This is a genomic window from Phenylobacterium sp. (genome assembly GCF_028290885.1).
Classification (GTDB): domain Bacteria; phylum Pseudomonadota; class Alphaproteobacteria; order Caulobacterales; family Caulobacteraceae; genus Phenylobacterium.
On sequence record NZ_JAQGIZ010000083.1, the window covers coordinates 1 to 15426 of the forward strand.

The 15426-nt window shown below is 70.7% G+C and carries 9 protein-coding genes; 2 read left to right on the top strand and 7 right to left on the bottom strand.

Annotated features, from left to right (window positions below; genetic code table 11):
* Positions 1–100: 100 nt before the first annotated feature.
* The 4 genes from hutU to hutI are packed head-to-tail and all read right to left on the bottom strand — an operon-like array spanning position 101 to position 5327.
* Positions 101–1768 carry a urocanate hydratase gene (hutU, locus tag JWP28_RS06100; protein WP_299541109.1) on the bottom strand — a complete coding sequence of 556 codons (1668 nt, stop codon included), beginning with the start codon at positions 1766–1768 and terminating at the stop codon, positions 101–103.
* A 6-nt stretch (positions 1769–1774) separates the two neighbouring features.
* Positions 1775–2590 carry an N-formylglutamate deformylase gene (hutG, locus tag JWP28_RS06105; protein ID WP_299541111.1) on the bottom strand — a complete coding sequence of 272 codons (816 nt, stop codon included), beginning with the start codon at positions 2588–2590 and terminating at the stop codon, positions 1775–1777.
* Positions 2587–4122 (bottom strand): histidine ammonia-lyase, encoded by a 1536-nt coding sequence (gene hutH, locus JWP28_RS06110; RefSeq protein WP_299541112.1) that lies wholly within the window; start codon positions 4120–4122, stop codon positions 2587–2589. Before hutH ends, hutG begins: the two co-directional genes overlap by 4 nt.
* Positions 4119–5327, bottom strand: coding sequence for an imidazolonepropionase (gene hutI / locus JWP28_RS06115; protein WP_299541113.1), 1209 nt, complete (start codon positions 5325–5327; stop codon positions 4119–4121). The genes hutH and hutI overlap by 4 nt, the downstream gene beginning before the upstream one ends.
* A gap of 104 nt (positions 5328–5431) precedes the next feature.
* Here hutI and JWP28_RS06120 point away from each other — a divergent pair, with 104 nt between their 5' ends.
* Both JWP28_RS06120 and JWP28_RS06125 read left to right on the top strand, forming a co-directional pair.
* Positions 5432–6790, top strand: coding sequence for a formimidoylglutamate deiminase (locus tag JWP28_RS06120; protein WP_299541115.1), 1359 nt, complete (start codon positions 5432–5434; stop codon positions 6788–6790).
* Positions 6791–6856: 66 nt separating this feature from the next.
* Positions 6857–8782: a PQQ-binding-like beta-propeller repeat protein gene (locus tag JWP28_RS06125; protein ID WP_299541118.1), complete on the top strand. Its 1926-nt coding sequence runs from the start codon at positions 6857–6859 to the stop codon at positions 8780–8782.
* A gap of 19 nt (positions 8783–8801) precedes the next feature.
* On the opposite strand, the gene JWP28_RS06130 is transcribed toward JWP28_RS06125, so the two are convergent.
* From JWP28_RS06130 to JWP28_RS06140, 3 genes are all read right to left on the bottom strand, one after another.
* Positions 8802–10298 (bottom strand): efflux transporter outer membrane subunit, encoded by a 1497-nt coding sequence (locus JWP28_RS06130; RefSeq protein ID WP_299541122.1) that lies wholly within the window; start codon positions 10296–10298, stop codon positions 8802–8804.
* On the bottom strand, positions 10295–13615 hold the full coding sequence (locus JWP28_RS06135; protein ID WP_299541124.1) for an efflux RND transporter permease subunit: 3321 nt from the start codon (positions 13613–13615) through the stop codon (positions 10295–10297). Before JWP28_RS06135 ends, JWP28_RS06130 begins: the two co-directional genes overlap by 4 nt.
* The coding region (locus JWP28_RS06140) for an efflux RND transporter permease subunit (RefSeq protein ID WP_299541127.1) at positions 13612–15426 on the bottom strand (1815 nt) is incomplete at its 5' end. The genes JWP28_RS06135 and JWP28_RS06140, both read right to left, overlap by 4 nt.

Sequence of the window (15426 nt, forward strand, 5' to 3'; positions counted from 1 at the left end):
AAGTCCGATCCGGTCGGATAGGCGGCGATCTCGCGGGTGACGCCGCCGCCGTTCTTCCAGGGGACAGCCTGGCGATCGGCTGCCGCCAGGACGCGCAGCGTCATCCCAGGATGCCCGGCAGGTCCAATCCCTTTTCGCGGGCGACTTGCAGGGCGATGTCGTAGCCGGCGTCGGCGTGGCGCATGACGCCGGTGGCCGGGTCGTTCCACAGGACCCTGGCGATCCTTTTGGCGGCGGCCTCGGTGCCGTCGCAGACGATCACCATGCCCGCATGCTGCGAAAAGCCCATGCCGACCCCGCCGCCGTGGTGCAGCGAGACCCAGGTGGCGCCCGAGGCAGTGTTCAGCAGCGCGTTGAGCAGCGGCCAGTCGGAGACCGCGTCGGAGCCGTCGCGCATGGCCTCGGTCTCCCGGTTGGGGGAGGCGACCGAGCCGGAGTCGAGGTGGTCGCGGCCGATGACGATGGGCGCCTTCAGCTCGCCCGAGGCCACCATCGCGTTGAAGGCCAGGCCCAGCCGGTCCCGATCGCCCAGGCCCACCCAGCAGATGCGCGCCGGCAGGCCCTGGAACTTGATCCTGCGGGCGGCCATGTCGAGCCAGTTGTGCAGGTGCGGGTCGTCGGGGATCAGCTGCTTCACCTTGGCGTCGGTGCGGGCGATGTCTTCCGGATCCCCGGACAGCGCCACCCAGCGGAACGGCCCGACCCCGCGGCAGAACAGCGGGCGGATATAGGCCGGCACGAAGCCCGGGAAGTCGAAGGCGTTGGCGACGCCGGCCTCCTTGGCCATCTGGCGGATATTGTTGCCGTAGTCGACGGTCGGGACGCCGGCCGCCTGGAAGTCCAGCATGGCCTGGACGTGCTCGGCCATCGAGGCGCGGGCGGCCTCCTCCACCTGCCTGGGATCCTGCTCGCGCATGGCCGCCCAGCGCTCCAGGGTCCAGCCCTTGGGCAGGTAGCCGTTGATCGGGTCGTGGGCGGAGGTCTGGTCGGTCAGGAGGTCGGGCCGGACGCCGCGGGCGTAGAGGTCCGGCAGCAGCTCGGCGGCGTTGCCCAACAGGCCCACCGAGACCGGGGCCTTGTCGCGGCAGGACCTGGCGACGATCTCCAGCGCCTCGTCGAGGCTCTCCGTGGCGCGGTCGAGATAGCCGGTGCGCAGGCGCATCTCGATCCGCGAGGGCTGGCACTCGATGGCCAGGCACGAGGCGCCGGCCATCACCGCCGCCAGCGGCTGGGCGCCGCCCATGCCGCCCAGGCCCGCGGTCAGCAGCCAGCGGCCGGAAAGGTCGCCGGCATAGTGCTGGCGCCCCATCTCGACGAAGGTCTCGTAGGTGCCCTGCACGATCCCCTGGGCGCCGATATAGATCCAGGAGCCGGCGGTCATCTGGCCGTACATGGCCAGGCCCTTGCGATCGAGTTCGTTGAAGTGCTCCCAGGTCGCCCAGCGGGGCACCAGGTTGGAATTGGCGATCAGCACGCGCGGCGCATCGGCGTGGGTCTTGAACACGCCCACCGGCTTGCCCGACTGCACCAGCAGGGTCTCGTCGTCCTCCAGCCGGCGCAGGGTCTCGACGATCTTATCGAAGCTCTCCCAGTCGCGGGCCGCGCGGCCGATGCCGCCATAGACGACCAGCTCCTCGGGCCGCTCGGCGACATCGGGATGCAGGTTGTTCATCAGCATGCGGAGCGGCGCTTCGGTGAGCCAGCTCTTGGCGGACAGCTGCGTGCCGGTGGCGGGGCGGACGGTGCGGGTGTTGTCGATACGGGTCATCGGGACTCAGGCTTCGGCGAAGGCGAGACAGGCCTTCAGGACACGGACGAGCGCCACGCGCATCGGCGCGGCGCGGGTGGCGGAATAGGGCGGCGGCCAGGTCTCGGGCATCGGCGGATCGCTCGGCTCGTCCATGTAGCCGCGGCAGGCCAGCTCCATCTGGATGGCGTGGACTCCCGTCTCCGGCCGACCGTAGCGGCGGGTCGTCCAACCGCCCTTGAAGCGGCCGTCCGTCACCCGGCTGAAGCCGCCGCCGCCACAGGCGGCTTCCACGCGCGCCGTCAGCCCCGGGTCGCAGCTGGCGCCGGAATTGGTTCCCACATTGAAGTTCGGCAGCTTGCCCTCGAACAGGCGCGGGATCACCGAGCGGATCGAGTGAGCCTCGTACAGCGCGACCTTGCCGCGGGCCGCCCGCAGGCGATCCAGCTCGCCCTCCAGGGCGGCGTGGTAGGGCTCGAAATAGGCCGCGCGGCGCCGCGCGATCTCGGCCTCGTCCGGCGCGGCGTCGCGATAGAGCGCCTCGCCGTCGAAGGTGGTGTCAGGGCAAAGCCCGGTGGTCGTCTGGCCGGGATAGAGCGAGGCGCCGGACGGGTCGCGGTTCACGTCGATGACGCTGCGCGAGATTCGCGTGCGCACCGTGGTGGCGCCCAGGTCGGCCGCGAAGTCGTAGAGCCGGTCGAGCCACCAGTCGGCGTCCTTGCGCGCCAGCCAGGGGGAGACGTAGGCGGCTTCCAGGTCGGCGGGCAGCTCGGCGCCGGTGTGTGGGAAACTCACCACCAGGGGGGCTTCGCCGCGATGGACCTCCAGCCATGGCGGGCTCATTCGGCGATCCCCGGCAGCGCCGCCCCGGCGACGGCCTGCGCCACCGCGCCGGACCGCACCAGCTCCAGCGCCTGGGCGATGTCGGGATGGAAGTGACGATCGTCGTCGAGGTGCGGCACCCGGCTGCGGACCAGGGCGCGCACCGCCTCCAGGGGCGCGCTGGACTTCAGCGGCGCGTGGAAGTCGCACCCTTGCGCCGCCGCCAAGAGCTCGATCCCGACCACGGCGGTGGCGTTCTCCACCATGCCCAGCAGCCGTCGCGCGCCGTGGGCGGCCATGGAGACGTGGTCCTCCTGGTTAGCCGAGGTGGGGATCGAATCGACGCTGGCCGGATAGGCCTTCTGCTTGTTCTCCGACACCAGGGCGGCGGCGGTGACCTGCGGGATCATGAAGCCCGAGTTGAGGCCGGGCTTGGGGGTCAGGAAGGCCGGCAGCCCCGACAGCGCCGGGTCCACCAGCATGGCGACCCGCCGCTCGGCCAGTGAGCCGATCTCGCAGACCGCCAGCGCGATCATGTCGGCGGCGAAGGCCACCGGCTCGGCGTGGAAGTTGCCGCCGGAGAGCGCCTCGTCGGTGTCCGGGAAGATCAGCGGATTGTCCGACACGCCGTTGGCTTCGAACGCCAGGGTCGCCGCCGCCTGGCGCAAGACATCGAGGGCGGCGCCCATCACCTGCGGCTGGCACCGCAGGCAATAGGGGTCCTGCACCCGCGCATCGTCCTTCAGGTGGGAGGCGCGGATCGCCGATCCGGCCATCAGGCCGCGGAGCGCGTCGGCGGCCTCGATCTGGCCGGGCTGGCGGCGCAGGACGTGGATGCGGTGGTCGAAGGGGGTGTCCGAACCCTTGGCCGCCTCGGTCGAGAGCGCGCCGGTGACCAGGGCCGAGCGGAACAGCACCTCGGCCTCGAACAGCGCCGCCAGCGCATGGGCGGTGGAGAACTGCGTGCCGTTCAGCAAGGCGAGCCCTTCCTTCGGGCCCAGGACGAGGGGCTGGAGACCGGCCTCCGCCAGGGCCTCGGCCGCCGGCTTGCGCACCGTCCCGACGAAGATTTCGCCGACCCCGATCATGGCCGCGGCCATGTGGGCCAGTGGGGCCAGGTCGCCGGACGCGCCCACCGAGCCCTGTCCCGGGATCACCGGGGTCAGGCCCTCGGCCAGCAAGGCTTCCAGCAGGGCCATGGTCTGCGGCTGCACGCCGGACGCGCCCTGGGCCAGGCTCGCCAGCTTCAGGGCGAGCATCAGCCGCACGATCGGAATCGGCGTCGGCTCGCCCACCCCGGCCGCATGCGACAGCACGATGTTCCGCTGCAGCGCCGCCAGGTCGCCGGCCTCGATCCGCACGCTGGCCAGCTTCCCGAAGCCGGTGTTGATGCCATAGACCGGCTCGCCCTTGGCCAGGATGCGCGCCACCGCCGCGGCGCTCTCGGCGATCGCCGGCTGGGCCGCGGGATCCAGGCGCGTCTCGGCTCCGCGATAGACCGCCCGCCAGTCCGCCAGCCCGACCTGGCCCGGCTTCAGCGTCAGCTTCGTCATCCCACCCCTCCGAACACGCGTGCATGCAGCGGGTTGAAGCCCATGCGGTAGACCAGCTCCGCTGGCCGCTCGATGTTCCAGATCGCCAGGTCGCAGCGCTTGCCGGCCTCCAGGGTCCCGACGTCCTCCACAAGGCCGAGCGCCCGGGCCGCCTCGCGCGTCACCCCGGCCACGCACTCATCCACCGTCATGCGGAACAGGGTGGCGGCCATGTTCATGACCAGCAGCAGCGAGGTGAGCGGCGCGGTCCCCGGATTGCAGTCGGTGGCCAACGCCATGGGGACCCCGGCCGCGCGCAGGGCGGCGATTGGCGGAGCTTGCGTCTCGCGGACGAAATAGTAGGCGCCGGGCAGCAGGGTGGCGACCGTTCCGGCCGCGGCCATCGCCGCGACGCCGGCCTCGTCCAGGTGCTCCAGGTGGTCGGCCGAGAGGGCGCCGAACTCGGCGGCCAGCGCCGCGCCGTGCAGGTTGGAGAGCTGCTCGGCGTGCAGCTTGACCGGGAGGCCGTGCGCGCAGGCGGCCTCGAAGACGCGCCGGGTCTGGGCCGGCGTGAAGCCGATCCCCTCGCAGAAGGCGTCGACCGCGTCGGCCAGGCCCTCGGCGGCCACCGCGGGGATCATCTCGCGGCACACGAGGTCGACATAGCCGTCGGGATCGCCCGCGAATTCCGGCGGCAAGGCGTGGGCGCCGAGGAAGGTGGTGCGGACGGCGACCGGCCGGCGCCGCGCCAGCTCCCGGGCCGCGCGCAGCGACCTGAGCTCCGGCTCCAACGCCAGGCCGTAGCCGGACTTCACCTCGATCGTCGTGGCGCCCTCGGCGATCAGGGCGTCGAGGCGGGGCAGGGCGCTCTCCACCAGCTCGGCCTGCGAGGCGGCGCGGGTGGCGGCCATGGTGGAGACGATGCCGCCGCCCGCGCGGGCGATCTCCTCATAGCTCGCGCCCGCCAGGCGCAGCTCAAACTCATGGGCGCGGTCGCCGGCGAAGATCAGGTGGGTGTGGGGATCGATCAGCCCCGGCGTGATCCAGCGCCCGTGGCAGTCGACGACCTCCGGCGCGTCCAAATCGGGGGGGCCGTCTCCGCGCGCGCCGGCGAAGACGATGCGGCCGTCACGGCTGGCCAGAACGCCGTCTTCGACCGCCCCCAGCCCTGGGCCGGGCGCGAGGGTGGCCAGACGGGCGTTTCGCCAGATGCGATCGCATTGCATGGTCAGCGCGGCTCCCCTTGCCGGGCATGGTGATGGAAGTGGCGCCCTTATTTGTCTAGTCATAAAGAGTACGCCAGCGCATTTCGACCACCCCGGGGATGGAAATGACTCGACTCTGGTTCCGCGCCGCACTGCTGCCGAACGGCTGGGCGGAGCGCGTGCGCCTGGTGATCGAAGGCGCCGATATCCTCGCGGTGCAAGCGGGTGTCGCGCCGGAAGGCGGCGACGAGATCCACGGCTTCGGCCTGCCCGGCCTGCCCAACCTGCATAGCCACGCCTTCCAGCGCGCGATGGCGGGGCGGACCGAGCGGCGCGGCGCGGCGCGCGACAACTTCTGGAGCTGGCGCACGCAGATGTACGCCCTGGCGCAGGCGATCACTCCGCCGGATCTGGAGGCCATCGCCGCGCTGGCCTATGCAGAAATGCTGGAAGGCGGTTTCGTGCGGGTGGGCGAGTTCCACTACGTGCATCACGACCGCGACGGGACGCCGTTCGGCAATCCGGCCGAGATGGCCGCCGGCCTGGCCGCGGCGGCGGCGACGACCGGCATCGGCCTGACCCTGCTGCCGGTCTATTACGCCAACGCCGGCCTTGGCGGACTTGCGCCGGGCGAGGGTCAGCGCCGGTTCATCCACGACCTGGACAGCTATGCCCGGCTGCTGGAGGCTTCGGGCCGCGCGCTGGCAGGCCTCGAGGATGGGCGGCTGGGAATCGCCCCGCACAGCCTGCGGGCCCTAACGCCCGAGGCGCTCGACGGCCTGGTGCGGCTCAAGCCGGACACTCCGATCCACATCCACATCGCCGAGCAGACCCAGGAGGTCGAGGATTGCTTGGCCTGGTCCGGCCTGCGCCCGCTGGCCTGGCTGATGCAGAACCAGCCGGTGGACGCGCGCTGGTGCCTGGTTCACGCCACCCACGCCGAGGCCGGCGAGCTAGCCCTGGTGGCCGCCAGCGGCGCGGTGGTCGGGCTCTGTCCGATCACCGAAGCCAATCTGGGCGACGGCGTCTTTCCGGCCGCCACGTTCCTCGCCCTGGACGGCCGTTTCGGGATCGGATCGGACTCGAATGTGCTGATCGACGCCGCCCAGGAGCTGAGGCTGCTGGAATACGGGCAACGCCTGCTGCGCCTCGAACGCAATGTCCTGGGCTCTTCGGCCGGCCAGGGTACGGCGGACCGGATCTATGCCGCGGCCGTCGCCGGCGGGGCGCAGGCCCTGGCCGTGCCGATGGACAGCCTGAGCCCCGGCGCCGCAGCCACCTTCATCAGCCTCGACGACCGCGATCCATCGCTGACGGGATCCACGCCCGACGAAATCCTCGGCCGCTGGGTGTTCGCCGCGCGGCGTCCGGTGGTGGACTGCGTCTGGCGCCGCGGCCGCAAGGTTGTCGCCGACGGCCGCCACCTGGCGCGCGACGCGATCGAGGCGCGATACCGCGATGCGCTCGAGCGTCTTCGGGCCTGACAACGCACGCCGCACGGTGCATTCTGCGCTGGCAGAAACAGAAAACACGGTACGGGGGATACAAGGTTGCCGTCAATTCGCACATGGCTCGCAGGGTTCGCCCTGGCGGGCCTCGCCGTCGTTACGTCCTGGAGTTCGGCTGAGGCCCAGCCGGCCGCCGCCTCGGGGCAGCAGGTCTTCGAGACCCGCTGCAAGGCCTGCCACGAGCCGGCGGTCGAGCGCGCGCCCGGCCGCGACCAGCTTGCCCAGCGCCCGTCGGGCGACATCGTCCGGGCGCTGACCAGCGGCATCATGGTCCCCATGGCCCAAGGGCTCACCCCCGACCAGATCCAGGCCGTGGCCACCTACCTGACCTCGGCGGAGCCCCCGCGGACCGTGGGGCGTGCGAACGGCGAGGAGATGCCGCAGGTCGCCATCAAGACAGGTCCGATCGGGACCGATCCGAAGTGCGCCTCAAATCCGCCGATCCGCGCCACGCCCGGCGACTGGGCCTCCACCGGCATCGACGACCGCGCCAGCCGCTTCCAGCGCAGCCCCGGCCTGACCGCGGCGGACATCCCGCGGCTGAAGGTCAAGTGGGCCTTCTCCATGACCGGCGGCGGCCAGCCCACGGTGGTCGGCGACTGGCTGTTCGTCACCAACCGCTCGGGCAAGTTCTACGCCCTGGATGCGAAGACCGGCTGCGTCCACTGGTCGGTCGACGACCTCGTCGCCCGCACCACGCCCATTGTCATCAAGTCGCCGATCTCGCCCAGCGGCTGGGCTGCCTTCGTCGGCCAGAGCGACCGCGTCGTCCGCGCCTTCGACGCCCAGACCGGCAAGGAGCTGTGGAGGAGCGAGCGGCTGGAGGCCCATCCGGTCTCGGTGCTCACCGGCTCGCCGGTGGTGGCGGACGACCGCCTGATCGTGCCGATCTCCTCGATCGAGGAGGCCGCGGCCATGAGCAAGGCCTACGCCTGCTGCACCTTCCGCGGCTCGGTGGCCGCGCTCGACCTCAAGACCGGCAAGCTGCTCTGGAAGACCTCGATGATCAGCGAGCCCTCCAGGGTGATCCGCGAGAAGGAGGGCGGCCTCAAGGTCCAGGGCCCGGCGGGCGCCGCGGTCTGGAGCGCGCCCTCCATCGACCGCAAGCGCGGCCTCGTCTACGCGGTCACCGGCGACAGCTACACCGACGTCGACACGATCGGCGCCGACGCCGTGGTGGCGCTCGACCTCAAGACCGGCGCCATCCGCTGGCGCCGCCAGGTGACCGAGAAGGACAACTTCGTCATGGGCTGCGGGCCCGCCTCGCAGTCAGGCAACTGCCCGACGCCGATGGGCCCCGACTACGACTTCGGCGCGACGCCGATCCTGATGACGCTGAAGGGCGGCAAGCAGGTGCTGGTGGCCGGCCAGAAGTCCGGCATCGCCTACGGTCTCAACCCCGACACCGGCGCGCTGCTCTGGAAGACCACCGTCGGCGCCGGCTCGGCGCTCGGCGGCGTCGAGTGGGGCATCGGCGCCGACGACGCCCGCGTCTACGTGCCGGTCTCCGACCTCGGCCGGCTGTTCTCGGAGGGCCATCCCGGCGCCCTGCCGGGCAGGCCCGGCCTCAACGCCCTCGATCCGGCCACCGGAGCCATCGCCTGGTCGACGCCGGCGCCCAACGCGCCGTGCGTCTACGCCAGCGACAAGGGCAAGCCCAGCCGCTGCGCGCGCAGCCAATCCGCCGCGCCGGCGATCATCCCGGGCTTCGTGTTCGAAGGCGCCCTCGACGGCTGGTTCCGGGCCTATGACGCGAGGACGGGCAAGATCGTCTGGGAGCACTCGACCACCGCCCAGACCTACGACACCGTCAACGGCGTCAAGGGCCAGCCCGGCGGCGGCATCGACGGCATGGGCCCGACCGTCGCGAACGGCATGGTCTACATCACCAGCGGCAACAACGGCGCCGCCCGCGTCGGCTCCAACGGCGTCAACGTGCTGCTGGCCTACTCCGTCGACGGCAAGTAGCGGGCGGCCTCAGGGCCGCCTATTTCGCCACGGCGGCCTTGTCCCTCTCTTCTGCGGGTGAGGAGAGGGCGACAGGCGCCCACGGCGTTTTCCAGCCGCCGCCGAGCGACTGGATCAGGGCCACGGCGGTGGTCTGCCGCTGGGTGGCGGCCTGGACGACGGCGAGGCGGGCCTGGTAGGCCGCGGTCTGGGCGACCACCACGGTGGTGTAGGCGACCGTGCCGGCCTTATACTGGTTGAGGAAGATCTGCTCGGCCTGGTCGGCCGAGGCCGAGGCCTGACGGAGCAGGCCGATCTGCTGGGCCAGCACCCTGGTCGTGGCCAGCTCATCCTCGACGTTCTCCAGCGCCAGCAGCACCACCTGGCGATACTGCGCCACCGTCAGGTCGTGGGTCGCCTTCGCCTCGTTCACCCGCGCCCGCCGGGCGCCGGCGTCGAACAGGGTCTCGGCGATCGAGGCCCCGTAGCTCCACAGCGAGTTGGCGCTTGAGAACAGACTGCCGAGCTCGCTGGCGGCGAAACCGTAGGAGCCGGTCAAGGTCAGGGTCGGGAAGTAGGCCGCGATCTGCACGCCGATCTGGGCGTTGGCGTTCTGCACCCGCCGCTCGGCCCCAGCGATGTCCGGCCGCCGCTGCAAGAGGGTCGAGGGCACGCCCGGCGGTACGTCCGGCACGGTCTCGATCCAGGGCGCGGGGGCCAGGGTGAAGTTCCCCGGCGCCTCGCCGGTCAGGACCGCGATGGCGTGTTCGAAGACGGCCCGCTGTTGCGCAAGGCCGGTGAGGGCGGCCTGGGCGTTGTAGAGCTGGGTCTGGGCTTGCAGCATGTCGGTCTTCGACACGGTGCCGGCGTTGTATTGGTTCTGGGTGATCTGGAGCGAGCGCTGGTAGGCCGCCACCGTCGCCTGGTCGATGGCGATCTGGGCGTCGGTCTCGCGCAGGCCGAAGTAGTCGATGGCGAGTTCGCCCTGGGCCGATAGCCGGGCGGCGGCCAGGTCGGCTTCGCTGGCCTGCGCCAGGGCCTTGGCGCCCTCGATAGTGCGCCGGATGCGGCCCCAGACGTCCGGCTCCCAGGTCGCGCCGATGCTGGCGGTGTAACGGGTGGTGCTCTTGCCGCCGCTGCCCGTGACCGTGCCGCCGACGACGGAGCCGCCGCTGCCGGAGCCGCCACCCGACCTCGTGCCGCCGCCGGTCAGGTCGACGGTGGGGAACAGCGCCGCGCGCTGCTCGCTGACCACCGCACGCGCCTCGCGGTAGGCGGCCTCGGCGGCGATGATGTTCTGGTTGGAGACCTGCACCTTGGCCTCCAGGGCGCTCAGGGTCGGGTCGCCGAACAGGCTCCACCAGTCGCCGCGGTCGAGGGTGTCGGCAGGCGCTGCCGGGGACCAGCCTGCCGCCTCCTTGAAGGTAGGCGAGATCGGCGCGGACGGCCGCACATAGTTGGGCCCGACCGCGCAGCCGGCCAGCGCGACGGCGCTCAGGAACCCTATGGACACGGAGCGGAGCGGGGCGTGCGTCATGCGGGCTGGGCCTGGCTTTCGCCGCCGTGGCGGCTGAGGTAGCGCTCGTCTCGGCGGCGGCGCAGCTTGTCGATGTAGACGTAGACGACCGGCGTGGTGAGCAGGGTCAAAAACTGGCTGGCGATCAGCCCGCCGATGATCGCCACCCCCAGCGGCTGGCGCAGCTCCGAGCCCTCGCCGAAGCCGATCGCCAGCGGCAGGGCGCCCAGGCCCGCGGCCATGGTGGTCATCAGGATCGGCCGGAAGCGCAGCAGGCAGGCCTCGCGCACCGCCTCGACGGCCGTCAGGTCGCGGCTTCGCTGGCCGTCGAGCGCGAAGTCGATGATCAGGATGGCGTTCTTCTTCACCAGGCCGATCAAGAGGAAGATGCCGATCAGGGCGATGATCGAGAATTCCATCTTGAAGATCATCAGCGCCAGCAGCGCCCCCACCCCCGCCGAGGGCAGCGTCGAGAGCACGGTGATCGGGTGCACCAGGCTCTCGTAGAGCACGCCCAACACGATGTAGATCGCGATCAGGGCGGCGGCGATCAGCACCGGCTCCTGCTTCAGGGATTCGGTGAAGCTCCGCGCCGTGCCCTGGAAGCTGCCGCGCACATTGTTGGGCATGCCGATGTCCGCCTCGGCCTGGGCGATGGCGGCCTGGGCGTGGCTCAGCGAGGCGCCCGGCGCCAGGTTGAACGAGATCGTGGTGGCGAGCTCGGCGTCCTGATGGTTCACCGCCGTCGGCGCGGCGCGGTTGTAGAACCGGGCGATGGCGGTGATCGGGATCATCCGGCGCACGGCGGTGTTCAGGGGGCTGCCGGTCGCGGGGTCGCGCGAGCCGGGGTTGGCGGTGTTCGCGACCGGGGCGCCGCTGGCGGCGGTCGCCCCGCCGGACGTCTGCGGCGCCGCAAGGGCGGAACTGGTCTGGCTGGCGGCCTCGTTGGCGGCGGCCACGGCGCGCGCGTTCTCGGTCGCGGGCTTCGGGGCTGTGGGCGTGGTGGAGATCGAATTGCTGGCCGGCACATAGACGCTGGCGAGCGCATCCGGCCCGCGGCTGTACTGCGGCGCGGTCTCCATCACCACGGTGTACTGGTTCAGGTCCTCGTAGATGTTGGCCACCTGCCGCTGGCCGAAGCTGTCGTAGAGCGCATTGTCCACGTCGAGCATATTTACGCCGAGCCGCGCGGCCGTGTCGCGGTCGACGTCGACGTAGGCCTCGATCCCGTTGTCCTGCTGGTCGGTGTTGACGTCGGTCATCACGTCGGTGTGCCCGGCCATGGCGTCGTTGAGCTTCTGGGCCCAGGTCTTCAGGTCCTGAGGGTTGTCGGATTTCAACGTGTACTGGTAGGTGGCGTTGCCCTGGCGGCCGCCCGCGCGGACGTCTTGCTGCGGGTTGAGGAACAGGGTGACGCCGGTCACCTGGGCGAGCTTGGGCCGCAGGCGCTGGATCACCGCCTGGCCGCCGACCTTGCGCTGGCTGCGCGGCTTCAGGTCGACCGAAAGGAAGCCGCCGCCGGCCCGCCCGCCGCCGGTGAAGCCCACCACCGTCGCCACCGCCGGGTCCTGCATCAGGATCGCCACCAGCTGGCGCATCTTCCGGCCCATCTCCTCCGAGGAGATCGACTGGTCGGCGCGCAGGCCGCCGTTCAGCCGGCCGGAATCCTGGGTCGGGAAAAAGCCCTTCGGGATGGCGGTGTAGAGGTAGACGTTGAGCCCGATCACCGCGGCAAGGATCAGCATCATCAGCGGCCGCGCCGAAAGCGCGAAGTCCAGGCTCTTCTCGTAGGACCGGTGCATGGCGTTGAAGCCCCGTTCGAAGAAGCGCGAAACGCGGCCCGGCGGCTTCTGCTCGGCCTTCGAGCGGAGCAGGTAGGCGCACATCATCGGCGTCGTCGTCAGCGACAGCACCAGCGAGATCATCACCGCCGCCGACAGGGTCACCGCGAATTCGCGGAACAGGCGCCCCACCTGGCCGCCCATGAACAGCAGCGGGATGAACACCGCGACCAGCGAGACGCTCATCGACAGCACCGTGAAGCCGACCTCGCGCGCGCCCAGCAGAGCGGCCTCGAAGCGGTTCATGCCGGCCTCCACGTGCCGGCTGGTGTTCTCCAGCACCACGATGGCGTCGTCGACCACGAACCCGGCGCCCACCGTCAGCGCCATCAGGCTGAGGTTGTTGAGGCTGAAGCCGAGCAGGTACATGGCCCCGAAGGTGCCCAGCAGGGACACCACCGTGGCGACCGCCGGAATGATCGTCGCTCGCCCGCTGCGCAGGAAGGCGCTCACCACCAGCACCACCAGCACGACCGAGATCAGCAGCGTCACCTCGATCTCGCGCAATGAGGCGCGGATGCTGGTGGTGGCGTCGGAGGCGACCTGCAGCTTGATGTCGGCCGGCAGCTGTGCGGCGAGCTCCGGCACGACGGCGCGGACGCTGTTGACGGTCTGGATGACGTTGGCGCCAGGCTGCTGCGTCACCAGGACGATGATCGATGGCTGGCCGTTGAACAGGCCGAGCGTGCGGGTGTCGGCGACGCTGTCGATGACGTCGGCGACGTCCGACAGGCGGATCGGCGCGCCGTTGCGGAAGGCCACCACCAGGTTGCGGTAGTCGGCGGCCGTACGTCCCCCCGTGCTGGTGTAGATCTGAAACCGCCGGCCGGCGTCCTCGACCGTGCCCTTCGGCCGGTTGGCGTTGGCCGACTGGATGGCGGCGCGGACGTCCTCCAGGCTGACGCCGTAGCGGTTCAGCGAGAAGGGGGCGATTTCCACGCGGACCGCCGGCAACGAACCGCCGCCGATCTCCACGTCGCCGACGCCATTCACCTGCGACAGGCGTTGCTGGATGATGTTGGAGACCGCGTCGTAGATCTGGCCCGGCGTCTTGGTGTCGGAGGTCAGCGCCAGGATCACCACCGGCTGATCGGCGGCGTTGCGCTTGCGATAGGTGGGGTTGCTGCGCAGCGTCGGGGGCAGGTCGACCCGCGCGGCGTTGATCGCCGCCTGCACCTCCCGCGCCGCGCCGTCGATGTTGCGGTTCAGGTCGAACTGCAGGCTGATGCGCGTCGAGCCGTTCGAACTCGACGAGGTGATCTCGTTGAGCCCGGCGATGGTGCCCAGCCGGCGCTCCAGCGGGGTGGCCACGCTGGTGGCCATGGTCTGCGGGCTCGCGCCGGGCAGGTTGGCCGACACCGCGATCGCCGGATAGTCGACCTGCGGCAGCGGTGCGACCGGCAGGACGAAGAAGCCGCCGATCCCGGCGAGCGCGATGCCCACGGTCAGCAGGACGGTGGCGATCGGCCTGCGGATGAAAGGGGCGGAGAGGTTCACGTCGCCAGCTCCGGGTCGGGCTCGCCCTGCGTGGCCCCGGTGCGGAGTTTGCGCGGGGCCAGCCGGTCGAAGGCCAGATAGACCACCGGCGTGGTGAACATGGTCAGCAGCTGGCTCACGATCAGCCCGCCGAAGATGGCGATGCCGAGAGGCCGCCGAAGCTCCGCGCCCACACCCATGCCCAACATCAGCGGAATCGCCGCGAACAGCGCCGCCAGCGTGGTCATCAGGATCGGCCGGAAGCGCAACAGGGCGGCCTGGCGGATCGCCTCCCGCGGGCTCTTGCCCTGCTCGCGCTCCGCGTCGATGGCGAAGTCGATCATCATGATCGCGTTCTTCTTCACGATCCCGATCAGCAGGATGATGCCGATGATGCCGATGACCCCGAGGTCATTGCCGGTGATCATCAGGGCCAGCAGGGCGCCGACCCCGGCCGAGGGCAGGGTGGAGAGGATTGTCAGCGGGTGGATGTAGCTCTCGTAGAGCACCCCCAGCACGATGTAGACGCAGACCACCGCCGCCAGGATCAGCCACAGCTGGTTGGTCAGCGAGCGCTGGTAGGCCCCGGCCGCGCCCAGGAAGGTCATGGATATCCCGTTCGGCTGGCCGATCTTCTGCGCCGCCGCACGGACCTCGCTCACCGCCGCACCCAGCGACACGCCCGGCTGGGTGTCGAAGCCGACGGTGGCGGCGGGGAACTGAGCCACGTGGCTCACCTGCAGGGGAGCGGTCTGTTCGCGGATCGTGGCGACCGCGCTCAGCGGGGTCGAACCGCCGGTCGCCTGCAGCTGGACCGCGCCCAGCGTCTGCGGCGTGGCGTCCTCCCGCCGCGCCTCCAGGATCACCCGGTACTGATTGGTCTCCGTGAAGATCGTCGAGACGATCCGCTGGCCGAAGGCGCTGTAAAGGGCGTCGTCGATCGTCGACGGCGTGATCGACAGCCGCGCGGCGGTGTCGCGGTCGATGTCGACATAGGCCGCGAGGCCGCGGTCGCTGGCGCCGGAGAGGACGTTGCGCACCTTGCGGCTGTTGGCGAGCTCCGCGGCCAGCTTGTCGGCCCAGGCGTTCACCTGGGCGGTGTTGGAGCCTTCGATCGAGACCCGGTACAGGGTGGGTCCCGACTCCGCGTCGACGGTCAGGTCCTGGGTGGGCTGCAGATAGAGGTCGATGCCGGGCGTCTTGGCGACGCGATCGCGCAACCGCTGTATCAGCTTCTCCTGCGAACCGTGGTGCGGCTTCAGGTTGATGAGCATGTCGCCGGTGTGCAGCATCGCGTTGTTGGCGGCGTCGACGCCCACGAAGGAGCTCACGCTGGCGACCTCGGGATCGGCCAGCACGGCGTTGACCGCCGCCTGCTGCAGCTGCGCCATCCGCGCGTAGGAGACGGTCTGCGAGGCCTGGGTGCGGCCTTGCAGCTGGCCGGTGTCCTGGACCGGAAACAGCCCCTTGGGAATCACCACGTAGAGCAGCACGGTAAAGGCGAAGGTGGCGATCGCCACCAGCAGGGTCGACGTCTGCCTGTCGAGCACCCAGTTGAGCGCGTGGTCGTAGCGGTCGATCAGCTTGTCGAAGACCGCCTTGCTGCGCGCGCCGATGGTCCCCGGCCGCGCCATTTCCTCCCGCTTCAGCCAGCGAGCCGACATCATCGGCGTGAGCGTCAGCGAGACCACGGCGGAGATCAGGATGGTGATCGCCAGGGTGATGGCGAACTCGCGGAACAGCCGGCCCACCACGTCGCCCATGAACAGCAGCGGGATCAGCACCGCGATCAGCGACACGGTCAGCGATATGATGGTGAAGCCGATCTGCCG

What these genes read in the sequence shown, in the direction of transcription:
- hutU (WP_299541109.1), bottom strand. Translation starts at nt 1,768, where the DNA reads ATGACCCGTATCGACAACACCCGCACCGTCCGCCCCGCCACCGGCACG.
- hutG (WP_299541111.1), bottom strand. Translation starts at nt 2,590, where the DNA reads ATGAGCCCGCCATGGCTGGAGGTCCATCGCGGCGAAGCCCCCCTGGTG.
- hutH (WP_299541112.1), bottom strand. Translation starts at nt 4,122, where the DNA reads ATGACGAAGCTGACGCTGAAGCCGGGCCAGGTCGGGCTGGCGGACTGG.
- hutI (WP_299541113.1), bottom strand. Translation starts at nt 5,327, where the DNA reads ATGCAATGCGATCGCATCTGGCGAAACGCCCGTCTGGCCACCCTCGCG.
- JWP28_RS06120 (WP_299541115.1), top strand. Translation starts at nt 5,432, where the DNA reads ATGACTCGACTCTGGTTCCGCGCCGCACTGCTGCCGAACGGCTGGGCG.
- JWP28_RS06130 (WP_299541122.1), bottom strand. Translation starts at nt 10,298, where the DNA reads ATGACGCACGCCCCGCTCCGCTCCGTGTCCATAGGGTTCCTGAGCGCC.